Below are 18,650 nucleotides of genomic sequence, written 5' to 3' on the forward strand. Positions count from 1 at the left end.
CCTCCTACTAGCCGAGCGTCACGGCTCGACCTTACAAAAGCCAGTATACCGAACCAATGTAAATGTCCCGTAGTCGTATTGTAAAGGTTGTGTAAATGTAACCCGATGTTGATGAGTTGCGGGCCAAACCAGCTCATCAACTGGCCAATTAAGGTGATCAAAAAAGGCCTGACTGTCTGTCAGGTCTCGCTTAGGACTGCCTTGCATTCTGAGAATTAGTCGTTGGATCCGCGGTCACTGGGAAGGTTAGAATTACGGTGGTCCCAACTCCCAGTTGGCTTTGTAGATTGATCTTACCATTGAGTGACTGCACGAGCTCCCGGACAATGGCCAAACCCAAGCCACTCCCACTGACCAACTGATTAGAATGCGACACATCAGCCCGGTAGAAGCGCTCAAAGACTCTGAGCTGATCTTGAGGGCCGATACCAATTCCCGTATCCGCAATCGTTAGCGTCCAATTCTGCGGGGTTTGCGCGAGTGTAAGTGTAACGGTACCACCTGGACGATTGTATTTGATGGCGTTACTCATGATATTCTTCAGAATCTGATCGAGTTTGCGCTGATCGGTTACCGCCATAAAGGCTGAGTCGACCTGATTAACTAACGTGACCTGGTTGACCTGAGCCAGCGGTGCCAATAACGTCACTTGCGTGGCAATCTGCTGCCCCACCGGCACCATGCTAACCTCCACGGCGTTGCCGGATTCAAGATGGGAGATCGTCAGGACATCATTGATTAGTTCCACCAACCGTTCACTTTGCTGGTCGATAATGTGTAGAAACTCCGAACGTTTTTCGGGATCGTTCTGGGCGCCGGCCAACAAGGTCTTGGCAAAGCCTGAGATTGCGGTCACCGGCGTCTTCAATTCGTGGGACGCGTTGGAGACGAAATCCATTTGCATCTGTTCCACAGCGTAGACTTCCGTCACATCGTAGAGCAGGACCAAAACTTGAAAATAGTCTTGGGACGTGGCCGTATAAATGGCTCGGGCATCGACCGTCCGATCGTTAACCTTCAGCACGTGCTGCTGGGTCTGACGCTCAGTCAAAGCGGAATTAATCAGACTGGCTAACTCAAACTGCTGAACGTCCTGGGTAAACGGATGGCGCCGCGGCGAAATCTTGTGCTGTAAAAATTGCTCCATGGCAGGATTAGCCAATTCAACCTTGCGATAACGGTCAATGACCATAACCCCGATAGGCAAGTAATCCAGTAACGTCGCAAATTCTTGGTTCTGCCCTGCCATCTGGCGCTGAATCTTCCGTTGATGCGTCTGTAGATAATTAATTTGTAGGGCTAACTGTTGAAAGGGATCGTGTGGGGAGAGAAGGACGTGGGCTGGCTCCTCTTCGTGACGAATGCCCTCCACCTTTTTGGTGAGAATTCCAATACGCTGGTCCGCCCAATGTAACCCACAGGCAATGCCAGCAGCCTCAAGTAGTCCCACTAACCACGCAACAATCCAGGCTCCGGTCAGGTTCGCCGGCTGGACCAATGCGACCAGAACACTGTTGGTTAGACCACTGATCAGCCACACGCCAATGAAACGTCTCATGGTTGCGCCTCAAACGTATACCCAAATCCGCGGACCGTTCGTAGGAGCGTCGGGTGCTTGGGATCCCGTTCGATCTTTTCTCGGAGATGGGACACATGAATATCCACCATCCGGGTCTGCCCACTGTAGTCAAACCCCCAGACACCTTCCAACAACTGCTCCCGGCTCCAGACCTTGCCCGGCCGTTTCGCAAAGAACAATAACAGTTCGAATTCTTTAGGGGTCAAATCAATCAAACGGTCATCCCGTTTAACTTGAAACTTGTCCTGGTCGATCGTGAGATCGCCAACTTGTAAGAGATTGGCGGAATGTGTGCCCGTCTGGGGTTGATCATTCTCGTCGTGATAGCGCCGCATGACGGCTTTCATCCGAGCGATAACCTCCCGTGGACTGAAAGGCTTCGTAATGTAATCATCCGCCCCTAGTTCCAAGCCAAAGACCGTATCAAATTCACTGGTTTTAGCAGTAATCATAATAATTGGCGTGCTAACCTTTTCCTGACGTAACTTTTTGGTCACTTCAACCCCGTCTAACTTAGGTAACATCAGGTCCAAAAGAATCACATCAAACCGCTCGTGCAAGGCTAGATTCAGGGCCTGTTCACCATCAATCGCGGTCACCACCTGATAACCCGCCTGCTCGAGGTTGTACTGTAGTAAAGTAACAATTGCTGGTTCATCATCTACGACTAGGACTCTGCTCATGGGTTATCCCTCCAGATCTCGAAAGAGTACAATTCCAATTTCATGGGGCGCACCTGAATAGATGGCCGTTTCGGTCATTTTGAGTTCGCCGTTCATATCACGCACCCGTAGGTGACAATAGGCGGAGTTAGCCAATAAGGCTTCGTAAAAGCTTGTTTCACTGTTAATCGGGCAATGGTTACATTCTAGAATAATGTCTCCCGCCGCAAGGTCCAGCTTGGCTGCGGGGGTTCCTGGCCGAATCGCCAGCACCCGAACCCCGTCATCAACCTGAGAATACCAGAATTGTTGACGCTCATCATAATGTTTAGCTTGCCATAGAACGAGTGCATAACCAACCAACAGTAAAATTAACAGAATTGGGGTTACGGCTGGCCATAAGAAACTCCCCCCGAGAAATGCAGCCGCCACGACGCCTAGCCAGACAAACTTCTTGGCTAGACGTTGGTAAACGGCTCGCGGTGCCTGACGGAATACTGTAAATCGCAATCCCAGGACCAGAGGTAGTACTAAAATAGCGAAACTCTGGCCGTGTAAGTGAAGCACCGGCCAAAAGGCCCACTGGCTGGTAAACCAATCACCAGGAACCAGGGTCACCATAGGTAAAATTAAAAATTCTCGCCAAGGGTAACCAGCAATTCGTTTGCCCCGTTGCTTCGCATAGATCCTTGGGCTAATAAATCGACCCCCATAATGAGCCACCCAATGGCCCATCAACAGGAAGAATAGAACGCCTAGCCACAAGTAGTTCTGAACCCCAACACTTTGCCAGGTCAGCCCCACTGAATCCAGACTGAATGAATTCGTTATGTATGATCCGCTCCAAATCGTAATGGCCGTTGCTACTACGATCAGGGTCAGCGGGAGAATGGTGGTGGGGAGAACAATCAGTGTGACTAACGCCAAGACCTCGTAGACCAAAATCCACACGACCGGCAAACTGAATCCCACCAGAATGTTAATCAGCGAAAGCCCCGCCCCCAATAAAATTCCCTGTGTGAGCATATGGCGTAATTCAAAGTGATCACTATAGACAGCACTCCCAAAATCCTTGCGTTCTTGCTTGATGCGCGCACGGCTCACCAGCCACAACCGCAAGACGGCCAGCCAAACTAACGGCTGTAAAAGATAACTGCCACATGCTATCAACGTTCGCATGTCATCGACACCTTTCCTGAAAAAATAACTGTCACCAGTATAGCATGAAACAAAAACAGGCAACACGACATTCGTGTTACCCGCCCAAAGGTTCTTCATTTAGAACAATTACCAGTTATGACCGGTGCACTAGAATGACCACCCATTATGCCGGCTAAGATAGCGCTCTACCACGACTAAGGTTAAGTCACGACCTACTTGGCGAAGACACAACGTCCTAACTATTCAAAAATGGTAGCCACCACTGTTTATCAACTGAGTGATGGCTACCATAATTTTATTGTTTTAGAATCTGAGAGACATGCTCCGCTAGCTTGGACGGTATCACCTAGGGTCGCGTCGTGAGGTATATCCCTACTGTCATGCTGACCATCACTTTAGCTTGATCACGGCCTCAATTTACTGCGGATTCTTCTGACTCAATTGCCACTGTAGGTAGGCATCGATAAACGGATCGAGATCCCCGTCCATGACAGCCTGCCCATTTCCGGTTTCATAGTTCGTCCGATGATCCTTCACCATGGTGTATGGGTGGAAGACGTATGACCGAATCTGTGAGCCCCAACCAATGTCGAGTTGTTCACCCTCAATGGCTGCCTTTTCCTGGGCTTTCTTTTCTTCTTCCCGTTCGTACAACTTAGCCCGTAACATAGCCAAGGCCGTTTGCCGGTTTTGAAGTTGTGATCGTTGTGCCTGGCTTTGCGTCACGATACCCGTTGGCAAATGGGTAATCCGTACCGCTGAAGAGGTCTTGTTGACGTGTTGCCCACCGGCACCGGAAGCCCGATAAACATCGACCTTCAAGTCAGCTGGATTAATCTCAACGTCAACCGTCTCATCCAATTCTGGCAGAACGTCCACCGAAGCAAACGACGTGTGACGTCGACCGGCCGAATCAAATGGTGAAATTCGTACTAAGCGGTGAACGCCCTTCTCGGAACGCAGGTAACCATAGGCATTGCGCCCGGCGATCAAGAGCGTCGCACTCCCGAGTCCAGCGACATCCCCCGCTTGATAATCCAAGATGGTCACCTGAAAATGATGCTGCTCCGCCCAGCGGGTGTACATCCGCATTAACATCGCACCCCAGTCCTGAGATTCCGTTCCACCGGCCCCTGGGTGAATTTCAAGGATAGCGTTGTTTCGGTCGTAGCGTTGATTCAATAACAGATTCAACCGATACTGACGCAAGGCGTCCTCGGCCTTGGTGTAGTTCTGATCAAATTCGGCCTGCATATCGGCATCGGGTTCCTCTTGAAGTAACTCAACCGCAACTTCTAGATCGGCAACCTGATCGCGCAAGTCTTCGAACTCACTGACTTTCCCCTTCATCTCATTGGTTTCGTCAATCAGTTTCTGAGCGGTGTTAGCATCGTCCCAAAACCCTGGTTGGGCCATTTGAGCTTCGTTAACACTGATGCTCTCATTGAGGGCATCGAAGTCAAAGCGACCCCCTAAAGCCGTCGAGTTGTTCCTGCATGGCCGCAATGTTCCGTTTTGCATCGCTTAATTCCATTTTGTTTGGCTCCTTAGTTAAATAGATTTTGTCTGGATTGTGAACCTTGTGGAAACGTGTACTCATGGGCAGTCGGCTCCGTTTAACCCCACTAAGCACACTCTTTTCAAAAAAACGAGGCCGGAATCTCTTCCCGCCTCGCCAGTTCCCGATTATCGGGTAATATTTTGTCTAATTTCTGACTTCATGAACAACCGAGTGGCATCGTAATCGATATCTGAAATCATTTCTTCAAACATCCGGAAACCATCTTGTTGATATTCAACCAGTGGATTCAATTGACCATAACCCCGTAAGCCGATTGATTGACGCAATTGGTCCATCGCATCAATGTGGTCGGTCCAGTGAGAGTCAACGACCCGCAACAACACAACCTTTTCGAATTCCAGCATTTGAGCAGGATCATAGAGTTGCTTTTGCTTTTCGGCATAAACGGCTTCGGCTAAGCCCATGAAGTAGGCCTTAATCTCGTCGGCAGATTTGTCCTTCAATTCAGCAAGACTAATCTTTTCAGGTGAGACCATGGCCGAGATTCCGAAATCAAGTAACGTGTCCAAATCCCAATCGGCCTTGTCGCCTTGGGTGTGTAAGTTAACCACCCGGTCAACAGTCCGCTTGATCATTGGCATCAGAACCCATTTCAGAGAATCGCTTTGGTTGATGACTTCGTTACGTTCACCGTAGATCACGTCACGTTGTTGACGCATAACGTCATCGTACTGCAGCACGTTCTTCCGGGAGTCATAGTTATTCCCTTCAACTCGCTTCTGAGCGGATTCAACTTGCTTGGTGATCATGCGACTCCGAATCACGGCGTCTTCACCTTCAACGTTCATCCGTTCCAAGAAGCCCTTAACTCGATCGGAACCGAATCGACGCATCAGATCATCTTCCAGGGATAGGTAGAACTGTGTCATACCAGGGTCCCCTTGACGACCGGAACGTCCACGAAGTTGGTTATCAATCCGCCGAGATTCGTGACGTTCAGTCCCGATAACGGCTAACCCACCAATTTCAACCACGCCAGGTCCCAATTTAATATCGGTCCCCCGCCCAGCCATGTTGGTGGCAATGGTAACGGCCCCACGTTGACCGGCATTCTGAATGATGTCGGCTTCCTTGGCGTGGTTCTTGGCGTTCAAGACCACGTGTGGAATCTTTTCTTGGTCGAGTCGTTCGGACAGGTATTCGGACGTTTCAACGGCAACGGTCCCGATTAGCATCGGCTGGCCCTTGGTATGCAACGTCTTGATTTCTGTCACAACAGCATCGAACTTGGATTCCAAAGTTGGGTACAACAAGTCAGGTTGGTCAACCCGGACAACCGGTTTGTTGGTTGGCACGGAGACCACTTCCATGTTGTAAATTTCTCGGAATTCTTCGGCTTCGGTCTTCGCCGTCCCCGTCATCCCGGAAAGCTTCTTGTACATCCGGAATAAGTTTTGGTAGGTGATGTTGGCCATCGTCTTCGTTTCTTCTTGAATCTCCACGCCTTCCTTGGCTTCAATCGCTTGATGCAAGCCATCGGAATAACGCCGACCATCCATAACCCGTCCAGTAAACGAGTCAACGATGAGCACTTCACCGTCTTGAACCACGTAATCCTTGTCACGTAACATGATATAGTTCGCCCGTAAGGCTTGGTCCATGTGGTGAGTCAAGGCCGTGTTGTCGGTGTCGTAGAGGTTCTTCAGGTTAAAGTACTTTTCAGCCTTTTCGATCCCGGTATCAGTCAAGGCAACCGTCTTTGATTCCAAATCAATCTTAAAGTCGTCTTCTTCGTGCAGGGTCTTGGCAAAGCGGTCCACTCGTTGGTACAAAGCACTCGTACCTTCGGATTGGCCAGAAATGATCAGTGGCGTCCGGGCTTCATCAATTAAGATGGAGTCCACTTCGTCGACAATGGCGAAGTTTAAGGGACGTTGCACCATATCTTCCTTGTAAACCACCATGTTATCCCGCAGGTAATCGAACCCGATTTCCCCGTTGGTGGAGTACGTGATATCAGCCAAATAAGCTTCACGTTTTTCTTCGGAAGACTTTTCAGCGGAGTTCAATCCCACCGTTAAGCCCATCCAGTTGTACAATTCACCCATTTCAGTGGCATCACGTGCAGACAGGTATTCGTTAACCGTCACAACGTGGACCCCTTTGCCAGCTAAGGCATTCAGGTAAACTGGCATCGTCGCGGTCAAGGTTTTCCCCTCACCGGTCTTCATTTCGGCAATGTTACCTTCGTGAAGGACAATCCCACCCATGATTTGGACGTGGAATGGATAGAGGCCGAGGACCCGCTTCGCACCTTCACGAATAGCAGCGAAGGCCTCAGGCAATAAATCATCCAAGGTTTCGCCGTCTTGATAGCGCTGTTTAAATTCTGGCGTTTTAGCCTTCAGATCTTCATCTGACAGCTTTGCGTAATCGTCAGCGTAAGCGCCAACTTCATCCGCTAATTTACTTAGGCGTCGTAAAGTCCGTCGATCACTTTCGACCCATCGTTTCAAAATATTTGGCATGTGAGAATTCCCTTCAGTACTTTTATAAGTCTATTTAAAGTTACCTATTTCTTGGCAATAAATCAACCTACATTGTAACACTAACCCGGGCAAGATGAAACTTTTCTACCCACCTAGCGAATGATGAAAGCGGATTCTTTGAGTGCTGAGACTAAAAAAGCACCGCCGAGGCGGTACTTCGTTAGTTAGTCAACATTATTGGTCGTCGGCTTCAATCAGACCATAACGGCCGTCGTTGCGGCGGTAGACAATGCTGATCCCATTGGTTTCAGCATCCTCGTAGATAAAGAAGTCGTGGCCTAACATGTCCATTTGCAGAACAGCTTCTTCATTATCCATTGGCTTTAACGAAACGCGTTTAGTCCGGACAACCTCGAGTTCGTTACTTTCAGCTGGTTCTTCCGCAGCCTCTGAAGCGAAATCAAGATGCTTGTAGCCTTTTTCCCGAGACTTACGGTTAACTTTGGTCTTGTACTTGCGAATTTGACGTTCCAGCTTGTCAGTAACCAGGTCAACACTTGCATATAAGTCCGGAGAGGTTTCCTCCGCCCGTAATGTCAAGTATGGGAGTGGGATTGTTACTTCAACCTTCGCTGTCTTGTTTTGGTAGACCTTCAGGTTGACATGCGCAATTGCCTCAACTTTGTTGTCGAAATATTTCTCCAACTTGCTGATACGCTTTTCAACGTAATCCCGTATTGCGTCAGTAACTTCGATGTTTTCACCACGAATATTAAATGTGAGCATAAAACTTCTCTCCCTTCAGCCAAGAGATTGCTTGGCTTGCTCAGCACTAGAAGGACCACTCTTCTAATATGCTTTGCTTACATTTATTATAATAGAAAGCCCTCTCATAAACAATTAATCTTGTCATTTTTATGACCACCTAACGCGCTAAAGTCAGGCTAGTAACCGCTTTCGCGCCACCCAAATAAATTTGCTGTGCGGCATGCCGTAAAGTTCGCCCTGTGGTATACACATCATCCAACAGTAAAACCCGCCGATTAGCTAGAACCTCACCGGCCCCCGCCACCAACTCAAATGGCTGAGGGGTCAGCAGTCTTTCTTGTCGCGTCTTGGCCGACTGTGGACGATCCTTATGGGTTGCCGTGACCGCCAGCACTTGTTGAAAGGGTTGACCCGTCAACCAGCCTGTCACCTGATTGAATCCACGAGTCTGCCAGGTCCGCTGGTCAATGGGAATCGGCACCAAAACCTCATAATTTTCCCGTTTCAGAGCCGTGCTCAACGCCGCTTGTAGTCCCAGTCGCAACCGATAGTCTCCTTGAAATTTGTACTGCTGCATGTAGGCCTTCATCCCCGCATCATAACAGTATAGGGCCCGGTTTCGAAGGTTATCGGGCCACCGTCGACAATCGTGGCAGACCTCACTGGTAGCCTGTTGGCGGCCACATTGGGGACAATACTGTGACCCAATCGGTGTCAGCTGTTCCCGACAGGCCGGGCACAACGCTGGTTGGGGTAACGGTCGCCACTGCCAAATCATGGCTACCGTCAGTGGCAGGCTAAACAATCGTCCACACCACACGCAGCCTAACATTGCCGGCCTCCCTGCCGTCGGCCCTGACGATTCAAACGGGTGATCATGGCCCGGGCCCGCTGGACATTGCGTGCATTACTATGGCAGTAAGCCAGGACTTGACCCCCGGGATCACTGGCCAGTCGGCCAACCCGGCCGGCAATCTGAACCAGCGCCGCCGTCGAGAAGACCGGATCATCGGCCCCGAGAATTGCCACCGCCACGCTGGGAAATGTCACGCCCCTTTCCAGAATGGTGGTGGTTACCAGGTATCGCTGTTGGCCCTCACGAAAGGCTTGGACCTTAGCTTGCCGATCAGGATCGGCGGCATACACCGTCGTCCCACCACTCAGACCGTTTCGTGCCAAAACTGCCGCTACTACTGACAGATCAGCCACGTGAGGCACAAAAATGAGGAAGGGTCGCCGGGCTTGCCACCAACGATTCAACTGGTGCTGCAGTCCCATTGGCAAACGCCCCTGTCGCAATTGCTGCCGCCAACGCCAACTAATCTTGAGTTGAATGGGGGGCAAGAGATACCCGTGATAACGCAACGGTAAGTAAGTCACCGCCACCTTCCCTTGCTTTATCTCCCGTTGGAGACGCTCTCCCGGCGTTGCCGTCAGATATAGACAACTTCCCGCTTCCTTCTGCGCGCGGTCAATTGCCACCTGTAACATGGGACTGGTGGCTAACGGGAACGCATCAACCTCATCTACCACGATCCAATCAAAGGCCCGATCGAAACGTAGAAGCTGATGAGTGGTGCAAATTGTGAGTTGACAATAGTGATAGGCCACCGGCTGCCCGCCATAGAGCACGCACTGCTCAACCCCACCAAAATCGCGTTGCAGGCGGGGCGCGAGTTCCAAACAAACGTCGACTCGCGGCGACACCCAGGCTACCCGCCAACCCTGGCGTAACGCTTCAGCCAAGGCTGGGTAGACAATCTCAGTCTTCCCGGCCCCCGTCACGGCCCACAAGAGTTGGCGATGCCCGGCCTGAGCATGCGCTTGAACGGCCGTAGCAGCCTGGGCTTGCAACTCACTGAGCTGGCCCCGCCAGGTGCAACCCCCACTAACCAGTCGAGGAAAGCGATTTGGTTCCGGAATAGTGTATAATCGATCCTGAGTGGTCAGCCGGCCTAACTGCAGACAAGTGCGACAGTACCGGTCCCCATTGGGGAGTCGATCCGCTGGCGCAACCCATTGATAGCATCGTTGACACCGCCAACGCGTGCCCACCGCCACAATCGCGGGACTAGTTACCATACCTGGTGCCCCCGGCAGTGGCGTCGGCGACCGCCGCCCAAATAATTCCGAAAAATCTGTCATATGTCATCCCTCCCTAGTCCTTCAGGGATAACTCCGTAAACGACAGCTTAAAATTTGTAAAGGATGGTTATTTTATGGAAACTGATTACCTCACCATCAAAGCAGCCGGTCAACACGCCTTAGAGATCAAAAAATCCCGGTTCATCGCCGACGTGGGCCGCGTGACCACCGAAGACGACGCCCAGGCCTTTATTGACAATGTCATTGCCCGGGAGCCCAAGGCGACCCACCATTGCTGGGCCTACGTTCTGGGTGAACACGACGAAATCCAGCGGGAAAGTGACAATGGCGAGCCTTCCGGAACCGCTGGTGTCCCAATCCTAACCGTCCTCAAACGAAACGATCTGCACAACGCAATAACCGTGGTTACACGGTACTTTGGGGGCATCAAGCTTGGTGCCGGCGGGTTAATCCGAGCTTACAGCAACGCCACCTCCACCGGAATCGAAGCCACGGGGGTGGTCAAACTAGTCAGGCAGCGTGAACTCACGCTCACGGTCTCCTATCCCCTCTACGACCGTCTGGTCCACTACCTGACTGAGAATGCCATCAGTGTGCTAGACACGGCCTACACCGACGCCGTCGCCGTCACCATCGCCGTTGACCTCGATGCGGTCGCTACGACTCAGGAGGCCATTACGAACCTGCTGAGCAACCAATTCACAGTCCAGGAAGGCCCAGTAGCCTACCACGAGGTCCCCGTTGAAATTCATGCCAGCAATCGCTAACGTTTCGTCCATAGACGTTGGGAGCACAAAAGTGCCTGAGACTTTTGTCTCGGGCACTTTTCGTTTCGCGTCGAAAACCTTAATCAGAATTCTTCGACGTCAGTTTTTTAACAATGTGATTGATCCAATGTAGCAGTGGCTGTCGGTCGGAACCAACCAAGCCAATGGCTTCCACGAAAAGCTCCAAGCCAATCAGAATGGCGATGGTCAGCAGGACTGACCCCCAGATCGTGGAGAGCGGGTAAAGCAAAGAAATAAAGGAGAAAATTAGGGCAATACCGTAGATGACCAACACCGTTTGTCGGTGGGTCAAGCCTAACTGCATCAACCGGTGATGCAGATGGTGCTTGTCCGCATGGGAGATCGGCTGCTTATTTAAGATCCGCCGAATCATGGCGTAAACAGTATCGGTGATGGGAACTCCCAGAATAATAACTGGGATAATGACCGAGATAAACGTAACGTTCTTCAACCCGTACAAGGAGAAACAAGCGATCATGAACCCAATAAATTGGGCCCCGGTATCCCCCAGATAAATCCGAGCCGGGAAGAAGTTGTAGGGCAGAAAGCCCACCATCGCTGCCACTAAGGCGAAGATCATGATGGCGACCCAAGTGTTCGCCACGTTGAGGAAGAAAAGACCTGTAATTCCTGTCGTCGTTAACGCAATGATGGAGACCCCGGTTGCCAACCCATCGAGGCCATCGATCAGGTTGATAGCATTGATGATGGCCACGATCCAGATTAAAGTAATCGGTAAGGCTAACCACCCGAAATGCCAGACGCCAACAAAGGGTAACGTCAGGTAACGCATCCGGACACCGGCAATAAAGTAAACTTCTAAGGCAGCCAGCGTTTGAAACATCACCTTTTGGCGTGGCCGCAGTTCAAAGACATCATCGATCATCCCGCCGACAACGATAATACACTCGCCACCGAACAACCCCCATAGCTGCTGGGTTGGCATCTGATCACGGAGTAAAAACATGGTCGAGAAGGTGAAGGCAATAAAGATTGCCAAGCCACCCAATGTGGGCATGGGCACCTTGTTGACGCGTCGCTGATTTGGTTTATCCACCGCACCAATTTGAAACGCAAGGCGGCGTACAAACGGCGTTAGGACTGCGGAGATAATCATGGTAGCGAATAAGCTAACAATAATCTCAAATTTCATAAAGTGTCCTCTTTCTTTTCTATCGGTTCTTTTGCTAATTATACAAATCTCACAAATCAAACACAACCGCCATTTCAGATCCCCCACTAACCTTACGGAAGATTTAAACGGTGTCCTTATTCACAAATTAATGGAATCCATTTCATAAATTGAACAATATTCTCAGTTAGCCGAAGGCCGCCAGTCTGCGGCACCCCGGGGTCATCGTCCATCTCCACCCACACGATCGTTAAGTCACCCCACTTGTGAAATTTCCGACCAACTCTCAGAACTCGCGCCCAAATTCAATCGCTAAATTCTCCTAAATTCAGATCAAAAAGGCGGCAGACCCGCTTCACAGAAGGCCCACCGCCGGGTATTGGGGCCACCGAGGAAGCTCCTCGGCACCACAACTACTCTTTTAAGTGATAGTTATAAGTTGACACAATAATATTTTCACGTGAATTCAGCGTTGCCCGCAGACGTAAGGCCGTCTGGTTATGCAACACATTTTGCCACGGATGCCGCGGCACGAATTGTGGCACCAGCACGGTGGTTGTGAAGTTTCGTTCGGCCGCCCGCTTGGCAATCACATCACAGAAACGCAACGTTGGCGTCGCAATTGACCGGTAGGAGGAGTGAATATCCACGAACCGAATGTCCGGGAATTCTTCCTTAAATTCCTGGGCAGTCTTGTGTTCCTTCTGCGGATTTTCATCAAAGGAAACGTGCATCGCAATGACATAATCCCCGATGGACCGGGCGTAATTGATGGCCCCAGTCGTCACCCGGGTGATGTTGCTGACCAAGACAATCACCGTGGCGCCATCATACTCGTGAACCTCGGCCTTAGCCTTTGCAGCCACTCGTAATTGCTTGGCAACCTTGCCATAGTGCTCGTGAATGCGGTAGAACAACCGCAGAATCAGTGGCATGATGATCAGATATGGCCAAATGTTGCCGAAACGCGTGATCAAGAGAAAAGTTACTAAAACCACAGAGATCAAAGCCCCAATAAAGTTAATGAAGGCTTTTCCTTGCCAGAAGCCCTCGCGCGTCCTGAACCAATGAATAATCATCCCAGATTGAGATAACGTAAATGGCACGAACACCCCAATAGCATACAGTGGGATCAGTAACGTCGTCTGTCCATGGAAGATGAAGATGAGGGCAATCGCCCCCAAGGCCAACGAGATAATCCCATTGGAATAACCCAATCGGTCTCCTCGGTCCAGGTAGGCGTGTGGTAAGAACTTATCTTTAGCCAAGTTATAGGCCAGAATTGGAAACGCTGAGAATCCGGTATTGGCGGCGACAGCTAAAATTAAGGCAGTAGATAATTGGAAAAGATAATAAATGAGGCCATGACCGAAGACGTTGGTTCCAATTTGAGACAGAACCGTTTGGCTGGCCTGTGGTCGGATACCCATGTAGTAACTCATGAAGGTAATCCCACCAAAGAAGATCGCTAAGATGGTTGCCATAATAGCCAACGTTGCGGCTGCATTATGACTCTTAGGCTTCTTGAAGTTTGGCACCGCGTTACTGATGGCTTCAACCCCAGTCAGTGATGATGACCCAGAGGAGAAGGCTCGGAAGAACAGCAGCAACGTCATCCCGGAAACCGTGCCCCCTACTGGTGCCGCAGCATGGTAGGTGATGTTTCCAGTGACGATATTGTAGAACCCAACACCAATCATCACGAAGATCATCGCAATGAAGAAGTACACCGGTAATGTTAAGAACGCCGCCGATTCTCGCATTCCCCGAAGGTTCATTAACATAATCCCAACAACGATTAATACCGAGACCAATACAGAATACTTCGACAAACCGGGAATCGCCGACGTGATCGCTTCAGTTCCAGAGGTCGTGGACACGGCCACCGTTAACATGTAGTCGACCAGTAATGATCCACCCGCGACTAATCCCGCGCCTTCACCCCAGTTGGTGCTGGCAACCACATAGGCCCCACCACCAGAAGGATAGGCATGAATGATTTGCTGGTAAGAAAGCGTAATCGCAAATAACAGAACTAAGACCAATGCCGCAACATATAATTGATACATCATCGCCGCTGCGGATAAAGTAATAAGAACTGTGGTGATTTGCTCAGTACCATATGCCACCGAGGACAGAGCGTCGGATGACAGTAAGGCTAATGCCTTAAACTTGGTCAACGCTTGACCGCCCTCGTCCATGGTTTTTAGAGGTTTCCCAATTAAAACCCGCTTTAAATAATGCCACATGACTAGTTACTCCTTATCTCCATAAATAATGAAAACGGGTCAAGACCCGCTCAACGTTGCTTGATTTATTGAAGTTCAAGTGCAGACGTAATTCTACTACAACTGTCTAAACATTACCACAATTACCGCAGTTAGCAACCGCAAATCGTGGCAGACGAACTTCCCCATTATCCGGCAACCTTTGCTGGAAATAAAGCCTTGATTTTATCCAAATTCTGTTGCTGGTCTTCGGGAACTTTTCTGGTATCGGTTTCATTGCCGTGGTATCTGGCAAGTCGTGGTTGAATCATACACCCCGTTTCCCGTCAATAGTTGTGGCTAATCATTGTTAAACCGCTTACAAAACTGGTTGATTATTTATCAACTTATTATCGTTTTATAGTATGCTAGGACCAAAGAAAGAAGTGTTTTGAGATGTCAACTCTAATCAATGGGGTCACCTTTTTTCAAAATAATCTAGTGGCGACCCACTCACATCGTAGCCAAACTGTGCCGTTTACGCCGGAACTTGCCGATTTTCTAACGGCCCGACACATCTATACTCGTTCGCGACATCCTGGAAGCCACCGCATTCACTCTCTGCGGCCCGTTCGGCTCCCCGTTAACCTCCAGATCGAGCCTTACAGCCAGTTCCTATTTGGCCGCCATTTCTTTAGTATGGGGGCCTTTAGCTCCACCAATAGTAATCTTCCAGTCAACACGATAATCGGTCGCTACTCATCCATTGCCACCAACGTCACTCGCATGCAGGGCAGTCACCCGACAACCCGTTTCACAACATCCATGCTCACTTACGATGACCGGGTCACGGCCTTCAACGACTACCTAAATACCACCGAAAACACCTTTGAACGCAAACCCAGTCCGGTTCGCAACGGAGGACCGATTGTGATCGGCAACGACGTCTGGATTGGCCAGGATGTCCGCTTCACCCCGGCCGGTGCTACGGTTGGGGATGGCGCTGTCATTGCCGGTGGTGCTCTGGTCACTAAGGATGTGCCAGCCTATGCCGTGGTCGGTGGTATCCCGGCACGCGTACTCAAGTACCGTTTCCCACAGGCGGTCATCGACCAACTCATCGCGCTGAAATGGTGGCAATATGGCTTCGGTGACTTCCACGGGGTGACTCCCGACGAACCGATTGAAAGCTTCATCGACAAGGTTGGTAACCTGGTCGCCACTGACGCCATCCAGCCATTTACACCGACTAGCACCAGTTTCGACGACCTAATCGCGGCCACTCAACAAACTGAATGATAAAAAAGAAGCCAACCGAATGAATCGGTTGGCTTCTTTAGATTCAGCACTAGCGAACTAGCGCGTTAATTTTTACATCATGCCGCCCATTCCAGGACCGGCAGCTGGTGCGGCTGGGGCTGGGTTGTCGCTAGGCTTTTCAGCCACGACAGCTTCAGTCGTCAGCAACAAGGCAGAAACGGAAGCCGCATTCTGTAAAGCAGAACGGGTAACCTTGGTTGGGTCGGTGATTCCGGCCTTAACCATGTCTTCATACTTGTTGTCAGCAGCGTTGTAACCAATCCCAGGCTTTTCACCCTTCAGGTGTTCAACGACAACTGAACCTTCAACACCGGCATTTTCAGCGATTTGACGAACGGGTTCTTCCAAGGCACGGAGGACAATGTTAACCCCGGTCAATTCGTCGCCTTCGGCTTCAACCTTAGCCACGTCACCAATGACGTTGATTAAGGCAGTCCCACCACCAGCAACGAAGCCTTCTTCAACAGCGGCACGCGTTGCGTTCAAGGCATCTTCGATCCGGTACTTACGTTCCTTCAATTCGGTTTCGGTAGCAGCACCGACCCGAACCACAGCAACACCACCGGCTAACTTAGCCAGACGTTCCTTCAACTTGTCGCGGTCGAAGTCAGAGGTCGTGTCATCGATTTGACCCTTGATTTCAGCAACTCGTTCAGCGATTTGGTCCTTAGCACCGGCACCTTCGACAACAGTCGTGTTGTCCTTAGTGACGTTAACCTTTTGAGCTTGACCTAATTGGTCAATCGTAGTGTCCTTCAAGTTGAGACCGAGATCATCAGTGATGACCGTCCCACCAGTGAGGATAGCTAAGTCTTGTAATTGGGCCTTACGACGGTCACCAAAGCCAGGAGCCTTGACAGCAACGACGTTAAAGGTCCCACGCATCTTGTTCAGAACCAACGTTGGCAAAGCTTCACCAGTAATGTCATCGGCAATGATCAAGAGTGAACGGCTTTGTTCAACGACGGATTGCAATAATGGTAAGATATCTTGGATGTTGGCAATCTTCTTATCCGTAATCAGGATGTAAGGATTGTCCAAGTTGGCTTCCATCTTGTCGTTGTCGGTAACCATGTATTGTGACATGTAGCCACGGTCAAATTGCATCCCTTCGACAACGTCCAAGCTGGTATCAACCCCACGGGATTCTTCAATGGTGATGACCCCGTCGTTACCAACCTTTTCCATGGCGTCGGCAATCAACTTACCCGTTTCTTGGCTAGCTGATGAAATTGACGCGATTTGCGCAATATCTTCCTTAGTCTTAACGTCAATGGACATCTTGTGTAAGGCTGCTACAGCTGAACTCGTGGCCTTTTCAATCCCGCGACGAATGCCAACAGGGTTAGCACCGGCAGTGACGTTCTTCATCCCTTCGTTAACGATGGCTTGCGTCAGAACCGTGGCGGTCGTCGTCCCATCACCAGCGATATCGTTGGTCTTGGAAGCAACTTCGGAAACTAACTTAGCACCCATGTTTTCAAAGTGATCTTCGAGTTCGATTGCCTTAGCAATGGTAACCCCATCATTGGTGATGGTTGGGTTGCCGTAACTTTGTTCCAAAACAACGTTACGTCCCTTAGGTCCCAAGGTGGTCTTAACAGTATCAGCTAACTTATCTACACCAGCAAGCATCTTGCTACGTGCATCTTCAGAAAATTTCAATTCTTTAGCCATTATTCCAATTCACCTCATATTAGTTTTTTTATTGTCGCTTTGGTATCAGTGGGAAAGTCCTAGTCAATAACTGCGACTAAGTCCTTTTCGTGTAAAACAAGGTAAGTGTTGCCTTGGTACTTAACTTCCGTACCAGCGTACTTATCAAACAATACTCGGTCGCCAACCTTCACAGTTGGGGCCACCTTATCGCCATTGTCTAATACCCGGCCATCGCTAACAGCAACAACGTTCGCCGTTTGGGGCTTTTCTTGGGCGTTACTTGCGAGCACGATGCCGCCAACCGTCGTTTCTTCTTCTTCTGGTTGATCTAAAATGACACGGTCTCCTAATGGTTTTAACACTTAAATCCCTCCAATGAACTTACTTTTTAGCACTGTTAGCACTTGACTAACATAAGTGCTAATCACAATATCTAATATATGGTTTTTCGTTTTAAAAATCAAGGAATTTGGTAGACGAATTTTTCGAGGACACGCCCGGGGCTTACGGGCACTTGTCTTCTGGCTTTCAATTCGATTAACTCACAACACAAACAAAAAAGGAGCCTGAGATTTCTCCCAGACTCTTCCGTCGGCTAACCTAAGTTGTTGTAGTGTTCCAAGAAGTAGATCAACGTCTGTAATTCATTGGTCAAATCAACATTTTGAACCCGGACACCCTTAGGAACCGTGATTCGCAGTGGCGTGAAGTTCAAGATCCCCTTCACACCGCCGGCAACCGTTTCGTCCGTGACTTGCTGCGCAACGTCGGCGGGGACCGTTAAGATCGCCACTTCAATCTGCTGTTCTTCCAATTGCTTCCGCAGATCGGTCATGGGATAGATCGGCACCCCACTCTGCACGGTGTTGGCCATCGAGTCCTTCACATCAAAGGCAGCACTGATTCGCACATTGCCATCCTGATGGAAGTTGAAGTTCAGTAACGCATGACCCAGGTTACCTACCCCGATCAATGCCACACTCGTCAGTCGATCCTGATTCAGAATCTTCTTAAAGAATTTAATTAAACTTTCTACGTCGTATCCGTAGCCTCGCTTACCCAGCGCACCAAAATACGAAAAGTCCCGGCGAATAGTGGCTGAATCTACCTTAACGGCATCTGATAATTCAGTCGACGAGACCCGAGTCTTATCTGCATCCAGTAGGATGTTGAGATAACGGTAGTAAATGGGCAGTCGTTTCGCTGTCGCCCGGGGAATCTTATGTTCAGTCAAAGCTTGAAACCTCCTAATCAAAA

Annotated in this window: 16 protein-coding genes; 2 read left to right on the top strand and 14 right to left on the bottom strand. The window is 50.0% G+C overall.

Translation table 11 applies throughout. The features are described from left to right. Positions 1 to 190 precede the first annotated feature (190 nt). From EKM70_RS01155 to EKM70_RS01190, 8 genes are all read right to left on the bottom strand, one after another. Entirely contained in the window at positions 191 to 1,558 is a 1,368-nt protein-coding gene (locus EKM70_RS01155; protein ID WP_125544471.1) for a sensor histidine kinase, read from the bottom strand. After that, positions 1,555 to 2,262 (bottom strand): response regulator transcription factor, encoded by a 708-nt coding sequence (locus EKM70_RS01160; protein WP_125544473.1) that lies wholly within the window; start codon positions 2,260 to 2,262, stop codon positions 1,555 to 1,557. Before EKM70_RS01160 ends, EKM70_RS01155 begins: the two co-directional genes overlap by 4 nt. Before the next feature lie 3 nt (positions 2,263 to 2,265). Continuing rightward, on the bottom strand, positions 2,266 to 3,420 hold the full coding sequence (locus EKM70_RS01165) for a PDZ domain-containing protein (RefSeq protein WP_125544475.1): 1,155 nt from the start codon (positions 3,418 to 3,420) through the stop codon (positions 2,266 to 2,268). A 399-nt stretch (positions 3,421 to 3,819) separates the two neighbouring features. Further along, positions 3,820 to 4,936, bottom strand: a protein-coding gene (prfB, locus tag EKM70_RS01170; RefSeq protein ID WP_125544477.1) for a peptide chain release factor 2 whose coding sequence is annotated in 2 segments (ribosomal slippage) — positions 3,820 to 4,863 and positions 4,865 to 4,936 — 1,116 coding nt in all. Because the reading frame shifts where the segments join, the coding sequence is not laid out codon by codon here. Between the two features lie 152 nt (positions 4,937 to 5,088). After that, on the bottom strand, positions 5,089 to 7,452 hold the full coding sequence (gene secA, locus EKM70_RS01175) for a preprotein translocase subunit SecA (RefSeq protein WP_125544479.1): 2,364 nt from the start codon (positions 7,450 to 7,452) through the stop codon (positions 5,089 to 5,091). A gap of 195 nt (positions 7,453 to 7,647) precedes the next feature. After that, positions 7,648 to 8,199, bottom strand: a complete 552-nt coding sequence (gene hpf, locus EKM70_RS01180) for a ribosome hibernation-promoting factor, HPF/YfiA family (protein WP_057878733.1) — start codon at positions 8,197 to 8,199, stop codon at positions 7,648 to 7,650. A 139-nt stretch (positions 8,200 to 8,338) separates the two neighbouring features. Further along, on the bottom strand, positions 8,339 to 9,001 hold the full coding sequence (locus EKM70_RS01185; RefSeq protein ID WP_225416351.1) for a ComF family protein: 663 nt from the start codon (positions 8,999 to 9,001) through the stop codon (positions 8,339 to 8,341). A 5-nt stretch (positions 9,002 to 9,006) separates the two neighbouring features. Then, positions 9,007 to 10,326, bottom strand: coding sequence for a helicase-related protein (locus EKM70_RS01190; RefSeq protein WP_125544483.1), 1,320 nt, complete (start codon positions 10,324 to 10,326; stop codon positions 9,007 to 9,009). A gap of 74 nt (positions 10,327 to 10,400) precedes the next feature. On the opposite strand from EKM70_RS01190, the gene EKM70_RS01195 reads away from it, so the two are divergent. Continuing rightward, positions 10,401 to 11,054, top strand: a complete 654-nt coding sequence (locus EKM70_RS01195) for a YigZ family protein (RefSeq protein ID WP_125544485.1) — start codon at positions 10,401 to 10,403, stop codon at positions 11,052 to 11,054. A 79-nt stretch (positions 11,055 to 11,133) separates the two neighbouring features. Here the strand turns inward: EKM70_RS01195 and EKM70_RS01200 are convergent, their stop codons facing one another. The 3 genes from EKM70_RS01200 to EKM70_RS11565 all read right to left on the bottom strand — a co-directional run bounded on the left by EKM70_RS01200 (position 11,134) and on the right by EKM70_RS11565 (position 14,746). Next, entirely contained in the window at positions 11,134 to 12,228 is a 1,095-nt protein-coding gene (locus EKM70_RS01200; protein WP_125544487.1) for a glycosyltransferase family 4 protein, read from the bottom strand. Positions 12,229 to 12,620: 392 nt separating this feature from the next. Continuing rightward, positions 12,621 to 14,456 (bottom strand): APC family permease, encoded by a 1,836-nt coding sequence (locus EKM70_RS01205; RefSeq protein ID WP_125544489.1) that lies wholly within the window; start codon positions 14,454 to 14,456, stop codon positions 12,621 to 12,623. A gap of 167 nt (positions 14,457 to 14,623) precedes the next feature. Then, a complete protein-coding gene (locus tag EKM70_RS11565; RefSeq protein ID WP_263853578.1) occupies positions 14,624 to 14,746 on the bottom strand; it encodes a hypothetical protein in 123 nt (40 codons plus the stop codon). 124 nt (positions 14,747 to 14,870) lie between these two features. Between EKM70_RS11565 and EKM70_RS11610 the strand changes: the two genes are divergently transcribed. Continuing rightward, positions 14,871 to 15,713, top strand: a complete 843-nt coding sequence (locus tag EKM70_RS11610) for a CatB-related O-acetyltransferase (RefSeq protein WP_318531960.1) — start codon at positions 14,871 to 14,873, stop codon at positions 15,711 to 15,713. 72 nt (positions 15,714 to 15,785) lie between these two features. Here EKM70_RS11610 and groL read toward each other — a convergent pair whose 3' ends face one another. From groL to EKM70_RS01225, 3 genes are all read right to left on the bottom strand, one after another. Continuing rightward, positions 15,786 to 17,411: a chaperonin GroEL gene (groL, locus tag EKM70_RS01215; RefSeq protein WP_125544491.1), complete on the bottom strand. Its 1,626-nt coding sequence runs from the start codon at positions 17,409 to 17,411 to the stop codon at positions 15,786 to 15,788. A 59-nt stretch (positions 17,412 to 17,470) separates the two neighbouring features. Beyond that, positions 17,471 to 17,755: a co-chaperone GroES gene (groES, locus tag EKM70_RS01220; protein ID WP_057878742.1), complete on the bottom strand. Its 285-nt coding sequence runs from the start codon at positions 17,753 to 17,755 to the stop codon at positions 17,471 to 17,473. Between the two features lie 233 nt (positions 17,756 to 17,988). After that, the gene (locus EKM70_RS01225; protein WP_057878743.1) at positions 17,989 to 18,627 is read right to left on the bottom strand and encodes a redox-sensing transcriptional repressor Rex; all 639 of its coding nucleotides are present in this window, start codon (positions 18,625 to 18,627) and stop codon (positions 17,989 to 17,991) included. Positions 18,628 to 18,650 lie beyond the last annotated feature (23 nt).

The organism is Levilactobacillus lindianensis, from assembly GCF_003946095.1.
GTDB lineage: Bacteria > Bacillota > Bacilli > Lactobacillales > Lactobacillaceae > Levilactobacillus > Levilactobacillus lindianensis.

Bases quoted from the DNA above. Each gene is read 5' to 3' on its own strand.
- EKM70_RS01155 (WP_125544471.1), bottom strand. From the start codon at position 1,558: ATGAGACGTTTCATTGGCGTGTGGCTGATCAGTGGTCTAACCAACAGT.
- EKM70_RS01160 (WP_125544473.1), bottom strand. From the start codon at position 2,262: ATGAGCAGAGTCCTAGTCGTAGATGATGAACCAGCAATTGTTACTTTA.
- EKM70_RS01165 (WP_125544475.1), bottom strand. From the start codon at position 3,420: ATGCGAACGTTGATAGCATGTGGCAGTTATCTTTTACAGCCGTTAGTT.
- secA (WP_125544479.1), bottom strand. From the start codon at position 7,452: ATGCCAAATATTTTGAAACGATGGGTCGAAAGTGATCGACGGACTTTA.
- hpf (WP_057878733.1), bottom strand. From the start codon at position 8,199: ATGCTCACATTTAATATTCGTGGTGAAAACATCGAAGTTACTGACGCA.
- EKM70_RS01190 (WP_125544483.1), bottom strand. From the start codon at position 10,326: ATGACAGATTTTTCGGAATTATTTGGGCGGCGGTCGCCGACGCCACTG.
- EKM70_RS01195 (WP_125544485.1), top strand. From the start codon at position 10,401: ATGGAAACTGATTACCTCACCATCAAAGCAGCCGGTCAACACGCCTTA.
- EKM70_RS01200 (WP_125544487.1), bottom strand. From the start codon at position 12,228: ATGAAATTTGAGATTATTGTTAGCTTATTCGCTACCATGATTATCTCC.
- EKM70_RS01205 (WP_125544489.1), bottom strand. From the start codon at position 14,456: ATGTGGCATTATTTAAAGCGGGTTTTAATTGGGAAACCTCTAAAAACC.
- EKM70_RS11565 (WP_263853578.1), bottom strand. From the start codon at position 14,746: ATGATTCAACCACGACTTGCCAGATACCACGGCAATGAAACCGATACC.
- EKM70_RS11610 (WP_318531960.1), top strand. From the start codon at position 14,871: ATGTCAACTCTAATCAATGGGGTCACCTTTTTTCAAAATAATCTAGTG.
- groL (WP_125544491.1), bottom strand. From the start codon at position 17,411: ATGGCTAAAGAATTGAAATTTTCTGAAGATGCACGTAGCAAGATGCTT.